The sequence below is a fragment of the Chryseobacterium sp. AG844 genome (assembly GCF_003182335.1).
Classification (GTDB): domain Bacteria; phylum Bacteroidota; class Bacteroidia; order Flavobacteriales; family Weeksellaceae; genus Chryseobacterium; species Chryseobacterium cupriresistens.
The window spans coordinates 39037-51321 of record NZ_QGTV01000024.1 but is presented as its reverse complement, the minus strand read 5'-3'; the positions used below and the strand labels follow the sequence as shown (position 1 = coordinate 51321).

The window sequence follows — 12285 nt, the reverse complement described above, 5'->3', positions numbered from 1 at the left end:
AATACAAAATAATAAGAACATGACTAAAACAATTTTAATTGCAACAGATTACTCTCTTGAGTCATTGAATATATTGAAAAAAGTACTTAAAGAGAAAGAAGTAGCAGAAGATCAGAACCAATATAACATTCTTCTGACTTCCGGGTATGATTCCGGAGATTCTATCAGAGATCTTTTGTTCAGTACCAAAACATCGGTATTCAATAAAATAAGACCTGCAGAATTCTGTGATGCTTTGGGAATTATCAGCAATAAATATCCTCATCTGGTCAATAAAATCATCTGCGACATTTTCACAGGAAGTTTCCAGAGAACATTCAACCAATACATAAAGGCGGAAAACATTGAGGAAGCTTATTATTCTCCATCCATCAAAAGCAGAGGAAACGGAAAATTCGATCTGATTCCTTATATCAGGAAATGCAAAGAACTGAAATCTCATGAAATTACGGTCGAAGTAAGAGAAAAACTTCCGGAAAGAGGAAGATTGGCAGAGATTTTTGTAGAAGTCTGAAAATTAAACGCAATTTAAAAAAATAAAAAATGTTAAGAAATTATAGTAACAGCAGAACATTGGGAGACAACATCAGGTTGGGAACGCTGACTGCCTTCACGGCAGGTACTATAAATATTGCTTCCCTGTTGATATTCCTCTCTTTCACGTCAAACGTAACAGGACATTACGCTATTTTAGCGGCAGAAATCAGTAAAGGAAACTGGACGCAGGTAGGAGTTGTAGGCGGATGGATCTTTTTGTTCTTCTTCGGAAGCTTCCTGTCCAACTTTATTGTTATCAATTTTAATAAGAAAAGTAAATATTTCGCCCATGCCATGCCAATCGTGCTGGAAATCATATGTCTTTTGTTTGTAGGAATATACGGACAGTTTTATTACCAGAAAACATTGGAAGAAACAGAATATTTAGTGGCATTGATGCTTTTTGCTACGGGACTTCAGAACGGTCTTACCGCAAGTATCTCCAATTTCTCTGTAAAAACGACCCACCTTACGGGAACAACTACCGACCTGGGAATTCTGGTATCCATGTTTACCCAGAAAAAATACAGAAAAAACGGAGAGCTGATTGGCAGGGCAAAACTTCTAATGAGTATTATGCTTGCTTATGTAATGGGCGCTGTATTCTCGGGGTTAACATATTACTATCTGGAATTCAGAGTATTCTATGTAATCAGCATATGTCTTCTGATTGTCATCGGATATGATGCTTATAAAATTAATATTCGACACTTCAACACGAAATACAGATATAGCAGGATTTATAAAAAACCTAATCTCTTTGCTTATCTGTATGATAAAATCCACGGAATTCCTAAAAGAGAAAAGAAAAGAAAGCTTGTCTTTGAGGATTAAAATATAAAACACACTATTAATTTTTTGTATAAACTAGCTGTAAGTGCCCTTATTTTATCATAGAATAGGGGCATTTTTCTTAAAAATTAATTTAATTATGTAAAAATGACTTGTTTTTGTCCTGTTTTTAACGATTGTTGAAATAAAGATTTCCGGATTGGAGCAATAAACTTGCTAACGCCCTTCATTACAAACATTAAAAAAACCGGTTGGGGATAAATAGGCAAAAATGTTGATAATTAAATATTAAATCACGATTTTAGTATTTTAATTCCCGTTTTCATTGACTATTTTTGTAAGTTGATTTACGTTTTTATGTCAGATATTATTCAGCTTTTACCGGATCATGTAGCCAACCAAATTGCAGCAGGAGAGGTGGTGCAGAGGCCTGCATCCATCGTGAAAGAACTTTTGGAAAATGCTATTGATGCAGATGCAACGAAAATTGAACTGATCATCAGAGATGCCGGGAAAAACCTTATCCAGGTGGTGGATGACGGAAAAGGAATGTCTGAAACAGATGCCCGTATGGCATTTGAAAGGCATGCTACCTCCAAGATCAAAGGAACTGAAGATATCTTTAAGATAGCCACAAAAGGATTTCGTGGTGAAGCGCTGGCTTCTATTGCGGCAGTTTCCCAGGTGGAGCTCAGAACAAAACAGAAGGATACTTCCATTGGTACCAATATCTATATCGAAGGAGGGGTTTTCCAGTTTCAGGATCCGGTTCAGACAGCAGACGGATCAAATTTTTTAGTAAAAAATCTTTTCTACAATGTTCCTGCAAGAAGGAAATTTTTGAAAAATAATAATATTGAATTCAGACACGTAATTGATGAATTTCAGCGTGTTGCACTGGCTCATGAGAATCTGGAGTTTTCCCTTTTTCATGATGATGAAGCTGTTTTCAGACTGAGAAAAGGAAGCCAGATGCAGCGTATTGTGGATGTTTTCGGAAGAAAGCTTCAGCCGCTTCTGATTCCTATTAAAGAAGACATTATCTGGTGTAAACTTCATGGTTTTGTTGCTAAACCTGAAGGGGCCAAGAAAGCAAGAGGCGAGCAGTTCCTTTTTGTTAATGGAAGATACTTCAGAAGTCCATACTTCAATAAAGCAGTACAGGAAGCTTTTGAAGGCTTGCTTCAACCTGGATATGTGCCATCCTTTTTCCTTTTTCTGGAGCTTGATCCCGAGAAAATAGATGTCAACATCCATCCACAGAAAACAGAAGTGAAATTTGAGGACGAGCATCTTATTTTTGCCTTGCTTCGTTCAACCATTAAGAGATCTTTAGGGATTTACAATGTTTCTCCAAGCCTGGATTTCGACAGAGATCCTGAACTGGATGAAATGATGAATAAACCTATTCCGAGCAAAGGAAATGGAGGAGGATCCGGCGGAGGTGTTTTCAAAATGCCTGAAATCATTGTAGATAAAGACTATAATCCGTTTCTGGAAGAGAAAAATGTAGTACATCCGGAGGAAATTCAGAACCTTACGGAAATGTACCATCAGAATATTACAGCAGAGCCTTCAAAGATTAACCTGTTTGAAGATGAGGATTTTGATGAAGATCTGATGAGGCTTCCCAATGGATACTGGCTTTTTAACAAAGGAGATGTCACTTTAATGCTGGATCTGGGAAGAATGCACAGACTGTTGGTTTCTGAAGGAAACAAATCCACCAGAAAATCAAGCACAAACAGCCATGCTCTTCTTTTCTCCCTGGAGTATCATATGAATGAAATCGAAAAGACAAAATATAATTCGATCAAAAAATATCTGCCGGAATTAGGGTTTGACATGAAAATTGCTCATGAAAGTGTACTTCGAATAGATTCACTTCCGGAAGGCCTGAAAGAAACCCAGGCCATGAAATTCCTGGAGAACCTTTTTGAGATCCTGGATTACAAGACGGAAGAAGAATTCATGCAGTATTACCATAACCAATGGAATAAAATGCAGTCGAAATCCAGATTTGACTTTATTTATAAAAAAGATGCGGAACAACTGATCAAAGACTTTACAGCATTAGGCTTCCCGGAATTTTTACCGGATGGCAAAAGATGCTTTTATGAAGTTCCGTTTAATGATTTTAAAAACAAATTTTAAAAAATATGTTTAACAATATACCACCCATTACAAGGAACATAATTATCATCAATGTTATAGTATTTATTGTGACTTACTTCATGGGAAACCAGATGATTGGCTACCTTGCGGGTTTTTATCCGTTCTCTCCATTTTTCCATTCATGGCAGGTTATTACTCATATGTTCATGCATGGAAGTATCATGCATATTTTATTTAATATGATGACACTCTTTAGTTTTGGGCCAATTCTGGAGCAAACATTAGGAGATAAAAAATATTTGATTTTATACTTTGCAAGTGGTTTAGGAGCATTTTTCCTTTTTAATGCATGGAATTTTGTTGAAGTTCAGCAGCTTTCCCATGAATTAGAGCAGCTGGGGTTCAATGTAAATGCCTATTTATCCGGCGCAAGTGTTGAATTTACCGGAAATACAAGTTCTATTCTTAAACAAAAGGAATTACTGGATAGCTTTAAAGCTATTGTTGCAACACCAATGGTTGGTGCTTCCGGCGCTATTTTCGGAGTAGTAGCAGCTTTTGCCACATTATATCCGGATGCAAAAATCGGAATTATGTTTATCCCTGTTCCTATGAAAGTAAAATACCTCTTACCCATCATTGTTGTGGTTTCCATATACCTTGGGGTTTCTGGAAATGGAGGAGGTATTGCCCACCTTGCCCACGTTGGTGGTGCTTTGGTTGGATGGCTGCTGGCAAGAATTTGGAAAAAACATTTGTACCGTTTCAATTAAAATAATTTTGTGAAGATTTTCCGACTTATCGTATTAATTATCCATCTGGGAATTTTGTTTCTGCTGCTGGGTACTTTACTGAACGCTTATGTACCGCCAAAGATTTTTCCATGGTTTAATCTGCTTTCCTTAGGTTTTCCTGTGCTTATTATAGTATATGTGATTCTAACAGTTTTCTGGGTATTCAGCTGGAAAAAAAGGGCTTTTTTGTTTATGTTTGCTGGGTTAGCATTTATAAATCCTGTAAAACGTTGGGTTAACTATTCTTCTCCTAAAAGTAGAGATTCTGAGATAAAAGTAGTCTCATTTAATGCAAGAGCAGGTTTCTGGGGGAGAAGAAATATTGAATCCTATTTGAGATCTCAGAATGCGGATGTTATTATTTTGCAAGAAGATGGTGCTGGATTATATGAGTTTGAAGGATATCAGAAAGTAAAGCCAAGCGGGATATTTGCTATTCTTACCAAACATAAAATCATTAATGAAAAAATTATACAACCTCAGGATAAAGATTTGAGAATACCTGGTATAATTGCTGACATTGATATAAATGGAAAGATATACAGGTTTGTGGATGTTTATCTTAATCCGTTCCGGTTTGAAAAAGAGATGATAAAACCCGGAAAAGATGTAGATACCAATGAAAAGAAAATATTGGATGTGGTTAAAAAGCTGATACCCACGTTTAAAAAGCACCAGGATCAAGTGGTTCTTATCCGAGAGGAAATTGAAAGCTCTCCTTATCCTGTAATTCTTGCTGGAGATTTCAATTCTGTACCCAATTCTTACGAATATTATCATTTATCAGAGGGTCTGGAAGATGCATTTCTGACTGCAGGAAAAGGAAGTGCAACCAGTTTTCACGACTATAAGTTCCCCATCAGGATCGACTATATTTTTTCTTCAAAGTCATTAAAGGCAATATCTTACGAAATTGACCGTTCTGTAAGTATTTCAGATCATTATCCTGTCACAGTAACATTTTCTACGGAGAAAAAATAATCATAAAAAGAGTTAAAATTATTTGCTTGGTAGGATTTTTGTTGAAGAAAATCGTACCAAGACCGTTTTTTCATGAAGTCGAACCAGATATTACTATTTATACATATCGTTGTTGCCGTATTGCTGTTATGCACATTGGGGAATGCATGGATTCCACCCAACATTTTAGGCAACCTGAATCTTCTGTCTCTCGGTTTTCCTTATCTGATACTGGCACATGTAATTTTAACACTGATCTGGATCTTCAAAAAAGAAAAAATTGCGATTGCTTTTGTTTTAGGTACATTTATTTTCTATAATCCGATCAGACGATGGATCAACTTTTCCCCAAAAACAGAAAATTTAAAAACAATACGGGATATTAAAGTATTAACTTTTAATGTGAAATATGGAGAATATGGATGGGATAAAGTGAAAGATTATATCAAAGCACAGGATGCAGACATTATTCTTGTACAGGAAAAAGATACAAACCGTGCTATACAGCGTGATCTTATAAAATACCCGTCGGTTATTCTTAAAACCAAGCATAAAATTGTAAGACAAGCAGAGCTTATTGACGAAAAAGCCCGCGGAAATTCATTCTACGCAGATATAGACATTAATGGAAAAGTAATCAGAATTATTAATGTGTATCTTGAACCCTTCAGACTTCATAAATCGATGTTTACAAAACTTGATAAATTAGGTTTGGGAAATGTTTCAACGTTACTTTCTCACATGACTCCCACCTTTCAGGCACATGAAGACCAGGTTAAAAGAATCAGAAAAATGATCGATTTATCTCCTTATCCTGTTATTCTGGCCGGAGATTTTAATTCTGTTCCCAATTCATATGAGTATTATAACCTTGGAAAAGACCTTCAGGACGCATTCCTGGTAGCCGGAAAGGGCAGCGCCAGCAGTTTCCATGATTATAAAGTGCCTTTGAGAATTGATTATATTTTCACTTCAAAATCAATCATTCCACTAAGCTATAAGGTAGATCAATCTGTGAAATTATCGGATCATTATCCTGTAATTGCGGAATTTCTATTAAATTAGTTCCATGAAAAATTTACTGGCTGCGATTTTTATTTTTATCATTCTTTTTACTGCTTGTTCGAAGAAAGAATCACCGGGATTCGGGGTTGAGCAGGAAGTTAAAATAAGTTATGATACTACTGCTGTCGATTCCTTTTCTACAGGAGCCGTTTCAGTGGATATTGCACGCAAAATACGAATGTCTTCTCCCCAGTATATTGATTCAGTTAAACAGGCAAAAAAGCTTCAGGACGAAGAAAATAAAATTAAAGCCGAGCTCGAAAAAGAAAATAAAGCAAAACAGGAAGAAGAAAAGAAAAAAGCAGAGGCTGAAAAGAAGCTTAAGACAGCTGAAAAGACAGCTGCGCAGGAAACCAAATCAGAATAACTCCAGATTCCATTAAAAAATAAACAATATGAAAAAACAAATTTTAGCTGCACTGGTGATCTCAGTATTCACGGTAGCATGTACAAAATCAACAACAAAAACAGAACAGGTAGAAAATCCTGACGGATCAGTTACTACTACAACCACTACTACTACAGAAACACCGAACGTTGTGGATACAGCAAAAATTAACAACGCAAAAGAAGACGTTAAGGCTAAAGTAGATGAAGCCGGCAATAAGATTGATGCCGCTGCTCAGAAGGCAAAAGATAAGATTGATGCCACTGCAGATAAGACAAAACAAGATCTTAACAAAGCAGGACAGGATATCAAAACTGAAGCCAATAAAGTAGGGCAGGACGCCAAAGAAGCGGCGAAAAAAGGAGCTTCGAAAGTTGAAGAAGCTGCCAAAAAAGTTCAGGAAGATCTAAGTAAATAAAATGAAAAGCCGTAGTTCAACAGAATTACGGCTTTTTATTTATGATTTGTGAATAGAATTTCTTAAGGCAGAGTTTCTATTTTGATACCGTAATAATTCGAGGGAGCAAAGCTTGAATCAATAGATTGATTCTAAGGAAGCGTACGCATTGCCATTACGCTTCATAAGCGGCGAAGCTGCCATATTCTTAGCCTCCTTAAATAAAACATTCGAATTACTAATTCTTTGCGCTTTAAAATAAACTTTATTTATTCATTTCCAGCAATGGATCAATATATTCTCTGTCATTGCTTAGTCTTGGTACCTTATTCTGTCCGCCCAATTTCCCTTTAGCTTCCAGCCAGTGATAGAACAGATTTTCTTTGGCGATATGTACAATTGGTCTTTTAAGAGTCATATTATTGTATCTTTTCGCTTCATAGTCTGAATTAATGGTTTTTAAATGCTTGTCAAAAGCATCAATAAAGTGTTCCAGATCATCCGGATGCTGGCTGAATTCAAAAATCCACTCATGGGCGCCGCCTTCATTTCCTTTCATGAAAACCGGTGCTCCTGTGAAATCTGTGATCTGTGCTCCCGTTGCTTCGCAGGCTTTTGCAAGAGCAGATTCTACATTGGTAATCATCAGTTCTTCCCCAAAAGCATTGATATAGTGCTTTGTCCTTCCAGTTATTTTTATTCTGAACGGATTGATTGAAGTAAAGACAACGGTATCACCAATCAGGTATCTCCAAAGGCCTCCATTGGTGGTTATTACCATTGCGTAGTTTTTCCCAACTTCCACGTCTTCCAGACTTACGACTTTCGGATTTGAAAAATGAAACTGATCCATAGGGATAAACTCATAAAATATTCCATAGTCCAGCATCAGCAGCATCTCATCACTGTCTGATCTGTCCTGAATACCGAAGAAGCCTTCGGAAGCATTGTAAATTTCGTAGTAATTGATGTTTTTTCCGATGATCTGTCTGAATTGTTCCCTGTAGGGCTTAAAGCTGATTCCACCGTGAAAAAACACCTCTAAATTAGGCCACAGCTCCGAAATACTTCCTACATTGGTTTCCTTTAATACTCTTTGCAGAAGAACCATCATCCAGCTTGGTACTCCAAGAATACTTCCCACGTCTTCATTTTTTACTTCGGATGTAATTGCTTTAAGCTTACTTTCCCATTCTCCCATCAAAGAAACTTTCTTGCTGGGAGTAGTGGTAATTTCTACCCAAAACGGAAGGTTGTCGATCAGGATCGCAGATAAATCTCCAAATTTTGTGTTAAAATCCGCATAAAGTTCGGAACTTCCACCTAAGCGTAAGTTTTTATAATTAAAAAGCTGGTTTTCGGGATGGTTGTTGGCATAAATCGAAACCATGTCTTTTCCGGCTTTCATGTGGCAGTATTCCAGGCTTTCGGCAGAGATCGGAATGAATTTGCTTTTAGCATTGGTGGTACCCGATGATTTGGCAAAATGTTTAATAAGCCCCGGCCAGCTTACATCTTTATGTCCCTGTCTTGCTTTTTCAATAAAAGGTTCCATTTCTTCATAGGTAACAATAGGAACTTTGTTTTTAAAATCCTGATAACTTGAGATAGAATTGAATCCGTATAATTTACCATATTCCGTATCTTCCGCATGAAACAGCTGAGAAAAGAGTATACCTTTCTGGGTTTCAATCGGATGGTCTATAAAATTCTGTATCTGATCAATCCTTTGACGGATAAACCAGTTAACTACGGTATTGAAAAGTGCTTTGGTTGCCATTTCAACAAATATAATGATATTTGAATTTTCAGAAAATTTTTTACGGTATTAAATAAAAAAACCGTTACAAATTTTGTAACGGTTTGGTATTTAGTTGATTGCTTATTAGCAATATTCGTCGTATGCGGCCTGAAGATTTGCTGCGATAGCTCCTGCAGGGTTCCCTTCAATGTGATGTCTTTCCAGCATGTGAACCAATTCACCATCTTTGAAAAGCGCAACACATGGAGAACTTGGAGGGAATGGAGCAAGGTGTTTTCTTGCTTCTACTACTGCTTCAGTATCAAATCCTGCAAATACAGTCGTTAAATGATCTGGTTTTTTATCTCCTGTCAAAGAGTATACTACTCCTGGCCTTGCAGCACCTGCCGCACAACCACATACAGAGTTGATAACCAATAATGTGGTTCCGGACTGTTTCAAAGCTTCTTCTACCTGAGCCGGAGTTGTTAAATCCTGAAAACCTTTATCTGTAAGCTCTGCCTTCATAGGCATTACTAAATCTGTTGGATACATATATTTTGTTTTTTATCCCTACAAAGTTAAGCAATTCTTTGCGTTTGTTCAATATATAAAAACTATCAATTGATTAGTCATATAAAATTAACCGACTGTTAATATTGCAATAATATTCTAAAAAACGTGAATTAACTATAGGAATATTAAAATATTATTATTAAATTTGAAATGATTCTGAAAAACAAACGACCGTGAAAAAAACATTTAAAGCTTTCCCTCAAGCAATCAACCACTTAAATACTCTCTGAAATATGGTAGTAGCTTAATTCTTTTTCAGTTTAGAATTAAAAACTGATTAACAAACTTTAATATCCAAAGAAAGTGAAGCCCGGAACTGAAGAGTTCCGGGCTTCTTAATCAAATCGATATGCAAAGGTTGTATATCCTAAGTTATGGAATGAGATACGTGTTTGCGAAATTAAGATCAACTCAAAATTGCGAAACCGATCACATTAAGAGAGGAGCTTTTTAGCCATCTCGGAAATACTTTTTCCGTCTGATTTTCCGGCTAATGCTTTTGATGCAACTCCCATTACCTTCCCTAAATCTTTAACGGATTCAGCTCCGGTTTCAGAAATAATATTTTTAATTTCTGTTTCCAATTCTTCAGCAGAAAGCTGTTTGGGCAGAAACTGCTCGATTACTTTCATCTGAGCGTCTTCTACTTCTGCAAGATCATTTCTTCCCTGTGCAGTAAATTGGTCGTAAGAATCCTTACGTTGTTTTACCATTCTCTGAAGAATAGCAATTTCCTGTTCTGCTGTTACTTCGGCACCGATAGCCTCGGTTTTAAGCAGTAATATCTGAGATTTTACAGCACGCAGAGAATCCAAAGCCACTTTGTCTTTAGCTCTCATTGCTGTTTTTATAGCTTCGTTTATGGTATTTTCTAAACTCATGGTTTGTTTGCTTTTGGCTTCTGGCAGTTGGCTGATAGCTTTTATATGGTCTCGAAAGCCATTTGCTAGTAGCCAGCTGCCAATAGCAATTTAGTCTACATCTTTATTTAAAAATCTGTTTTCTCTGATCTGCATGGATCCGTTGTTATCAGACAGGTAAGTATTGATATTCTGGTCTGAAGCATTGCTTCCGTCGATCGAAATATTTTTTCTTTTAAAAGCCGGAATAGATTCGAATTCACTTGTGCTGTCAAAATTCTGGTAGCGCGAGTTGAATTCTTTTAATTTATTTCTTCTTTCAATAACTCTGTCCTGATCAATCGTTTTATTCACGAAAGTGAATTCTGATTCTTCAGTTTTTGGAGTCTCAATTTCTGTTTTGTTTTCAAAAGATGGTCTTGTTTCCACTTTTGGTTCTTCCTGTTTCTGGTAGAAAGTTTCAATCTTTTGAGCTGGTTCAGCTACAGCGGCATTTGTAGGTGTATTAAACTCTGCCTTTGGCTGTCCGAAATCCGTATTTGGTTCATTTCTGGTAGGCTCATTTACAAAGAAACTGAATTCAACAGGCTTTTCATTTGAAAACGAGTTGTTAAAAGGAGTTCCGGATTGTGGTTCTTCTTTTTTATTTTCAAAATCAAATGAGAAAGACTGGATCTCAAGATCATTAGGATCTTCACTCTCCTCATCAATAGAGAATAAGCTGTATTCTTCTTCTCCTTCCTCCTCATTTCTCCAGTTCTGTTCCGGAGTATTTACCGTACCTTCCTCTTTATCAAAGAATTTTATTTCAGTTCTTGGCTGTTCTTCTTCAATAATCATTTTTTTTTCAGTAGACGTCACATTGAACGGAGTGTCGTGTTCTTCGTCATCAAGTCTGAAAAGGTTTTTTCCTCCAAAATCATGCGTTGTCTCAGGAGCTGATTCTCTTTCTTCTCTTGTTTTGAAAGGAGAATTTTTAGGTGCTTCAAAACTGTCATTAAGACTGATTCTGATTTTCTCAGTAGGTCCCGCGAATTTCTTATTATCATTAGAGAATCCTGTTGCAATTACAAGAACGCTTACAGCATCTCCTAATTCTTCATCTGCACCCACCCCGAAAATGATATCTGCAGTGTTTCCTGCTTCTTTCTGAATGTGGTCCATGATAATACCGATCTCATCCATGGTCACTTCTTCAGCACCACTTCTGATCAATAGCAATACGTTTTTAGCACCTGTAATCTTATTATCATTCAATAATGGGGAATCAAGGGCTTTTCTTACCGCTTCTTCAGCTTTATTTTCACCTGAAGCTGTTCCAGTAGACATCAATGCAGTACCTGAATTCTGAAGTACAGATTTGGCATCTCTAAAGTCAATGTTTACATCAAAGTAACCGGTAATAACCTCTGCCATACCTTTCGCAGCATTGGTTAACACTTCATCGGCTTTTGAGAATCCCTGCTTGAATCCAAGGTTTCCGAATTGCTGTCTTAGTTTATCATTGTTGATGACAATAAGTGAGTCAACATTGTTTCTTAATTTATCAAGACCGTTTTCTGCCTGTTCCAGTCTTCTTTTCCCTTCAAAGCTGAAAGGAACGGTAACAATACCTACGGTAAGAATTCCCATGTCTTTCGCTACTTTAGCAATGACAGGAGCGGCTCCGGTACCTGTACCACCACCCATTCCGGCAGTGATGAACACCATTTTGGTGTTTTGGCCCATAGCAGCCTTGATATCTTCAATACTTTCGATGGCTGATTTTTCTCCTACTTCAGGATCGGCACCAGCTCCAAGACCTTCTGTGATAGAAGTTCCCAGCTGAACTTTATTGGCTACCGGATTATTATCTAAAGTCTGAGCATCCGTATTACAAATCACGAAATCTACTCCGTGGATTCCTTTCTCGTACATGTGCTTCAGAGCGTTATTTCCACCGCCCCCTACACCGATTACTTTTATAATGGATGAATTTCCTTTTGGTAAATCAAATGAAAATCCTTGTGTACCTATATTTTCCATAACTATACTTTTAATAATTGATAAGTGATAGATGA

Annotated in this window: 12 protein-coding genes; 8 read left to right on the top strand and 4 right to left on the bottom strand. The window is 36.9% G+C overall.

The window, feature by feature from the left end:
- The first annotated feature begins 19 nt into the window (after nucleotides 1–19).
- The 8 genes from DEU40_RS18970 to DEU40_RS18935 all read left to right on the top strand — a co-directional run bounded on the left by DEU40_RS18970 (nucleotide 20) and on the right by DEU40_RS18935 (nucleotide 7069).
- Nucleotides 20–514, top strand: coding sequence for a hypothetical protein (locus DEU40_RS18970; RefSeq protein ID WP_110011303.1), 495 nt, complete (start codon nucleotides 20–22; stop codon nucleotides 512–514).
- Between the two features lie 29 nt (nucleotides 515–543).
- Nucleotides 544–1371, top strand: a complete 828-nt coding sequence (locus DEU40_RS18965; RefSeq protein WP_110011302.1) for a YoaK family protein — start codon at nucleotides 544–546, stop codon at nucleotides 1369–1371.
- Between the two features lie 315 nt (nucleotides 1372–1686).
- Nucleotides 1687–3483, top strand: coding sequence for a DNA mismatch repair endonuclease MutL (mutL, locus tag DEU40_RS18960; RefSeq protein WP_110011301.1), 1797 nt, complete (start codon nucleotides 1687–1689; stop codon nucleotides 3481–3483).
- Nucleotides 3484–3488: 5 nt separating this feature from the next.
- Nucleotides 3489–4217: a rhomboid family intramembrane serine protease gene (locus DEU40_RS18955; RefSeq protein ID WP_110011300.1), complete on the top strand. Its 729-nt coding sequence runs from the start codon at nucleotides 3489–3491 to the stop codon at nucleotides 4215–4217.
- Between the two features lie 9 nt (nucleotides 4218–4226).
- Nucleotides 4227–5219, top strand: coding sequence for an endonuclease/exonuclease/phosphatase family protein (locus DEU40_RS18950; RefSeq protein ID WP_228406567.1), 993 nt, complete (start codon nucleotides 4227–4229; stop codon nucleotides 5217–5219).
- A 72-nt stretch (nucleotides 5220–5291) separates the two neighbouring features.
- Nucleotides 5292–6263 carry an endonuclease/exonuclease/phosphatase family protein gene (locus DEU40_RS18945; RefSeq protein ID WP_110011299.1) on the top strand — a complete coding sequence of 324 codons (972 nt, stop codon included), beginning with the start codon at nucleotides 5292–5294 and terminating at the stop codon, nucleotides 6261–6263.
- Between the two features lie 4 nt (nucleotides 6264–6267).
- A complete protein-coding gene (locus tag DEU40_RS18940) occupies nucleotides 6268–6630 on the top strand; it encodes a hypothetical protein (protein WP_110011298.1) in 363 nt (120 codons plus the stop codon).
- 28 nt (nucleotides 6631–6658) lie between these two features.
- On the top strand, nucleotides 6659–7069 hold the full coding sequence (locus tag DEU40_RS18935; RefSeq protein ID WP_110011297.1) for a hypothetical protein: 411 nt from the start codon (nucleotides 6659–6661) through the stop codon (nucleotides 7067–7069).
- Nucleotides 7070–7313: 244 nt separating this feature from the next.
- On the opposite strand, the gene DEU40_RS18930 is transcribed toward DEU40_RS18935, so the two are convergent.
- The 4 genes from DEU40_RS18930 to ftsZ all read right to left on the bottom strand — a co-directional run bounded on the left by DEU40_RS18930 (nucleotide 7314) and on the right by ftsZ (nucleotide 12250).
- The gene (locus DEU40_RS18930) at nucleotides 7314–8828 is read right to left on the bottom strand and encodes a GH3 auxin-responsive promoter family protein (protein WP_110011296.1); all 1515 of its coding nucleotides are present in this window, start codon (nucleotides 8826–8828) and stop codon (nucleotides 7314–7316) included.
- A gap of 105 nt (nucleotides 8829–8933) precedes the next feature.
- Entirely contained in the window at nucleotides 8934–9344 is a 411-nt protein-coding gene (locus DEU40_RS18925) for a BrxA/BrxB family bacilliredoxin (RefSeq protein WP_047099553.1), read from the bottom strand.
- A 455-nt stretch (nucleotides 9345–9799) separates the two neighbouring features.
- Nucleotides 9800–10246 carry a GatB/YqeY domain-containing protein gene (locus DEU40_RS18920; RefSeq protein ID WP_062672649.1) on the bottom strand — a complete coding sequence of 149 codons (447 nt, stop codon included), beginning with the start codon at nucleotides 10244–10246 and terminating at the stop codon, nucleotides 9800–9802.
- A gap of 90 nt (nucleotides 10247–10336) precedes the next feature.
- Nucleotides 10337–12250, bottom strand: coding sequence for a cell division protein FtsZ (ftsZ, locus tag DEU40_RS18915; protein WP_110011295.1), 1914 nt, complete (start codon nucleotides 12248–12250; stop codon nucleotides 10337–10339).
- Nucleotides 12251–12285: the final 35 nt, after the last annotated feature.

What these genes read in the sequence shown, in the direction of transcription:
- DEU40_RS18930 (WP_110011296.1), bottom strand. Translation starts at nt 8,828, where the DNA reads ATGGCAACCAAAGCACTTTTCAATACCGTAGTTAACTGGTTTATCCGT.
- DEU40_RS18925 (WP_047099553.1), bottom strand. Translation starts at nt 9,344, where the DNA reads ATGTATCCAACAGATTTAGTAATGCCTATGAAGGCAGAGCTTACAGAT.
- DEU40_RS18940 (WP_110011298.1), top strand. Translation starts at nt 6,268, where the DNA reads ATGAAAAATTTACTGGCTGCGATTTTTATTTTTATCATTCTTTTTACT.
- DEU40_RS18965 (WP_110011302.1), top strand. Translation starts at nt 544, where the DNA reads ATGTTAAGAAATTATAGTAACAGCAGAACATTGGGAGACAACATCAGG.
- DEU40_RS18970 (WP_110011303.1), top strand. Translation starts at nt 20, where the DNA reads ATGACTAAAACAATTTTAATTGCAACAGATTACTCTCTTGAGTCATTG.
- mutL (WP_110011301.1), top strand. Translation starts at nt 1,687, where the DNA reads ATGTCAGATATTATTCAGCTTTTACCGGATCATGTAGCCAACCAAATT.
- DEU40_RS18955 (WP_110011300.1), top strand. Translation starts at nt 3,489, where the DNA reads ATGTTTAACAATATACCACCCATTACAAGGAACATAATTATCATCAAT.
- DEU40_RS18920 (WP_062672649.1), bottom strand. Translation starts at nt 10,246, where the DNA reads ATGAGTTTAGAAAATACCATAAACGAAGCTATAAAAACAGCAATGAGA.
- ftsZ (WP_110011295.1), bottom strand. Translation starts at nt 12,250, where the DNA reads ATGGAAAATATAGGTACACAAGGATTTTCATTTGATTTACCAAAAGGA.
- DEU40_RS18935 (WP_110011297.1), top strand. Translation starts at nt 6,659, where the DNA reads ATGAAAAAACAAATTTTAGCTGCACTGGTGATCTCAGTATTCACGGTA.
- DEU40_RS18945 (WP_110011299.1), top strand. Translation starts at nt 5,292, where the DNA reads ATGAAGTCGAACCAGATATTACTATTTATACATATCGTTGTTGCCGTA.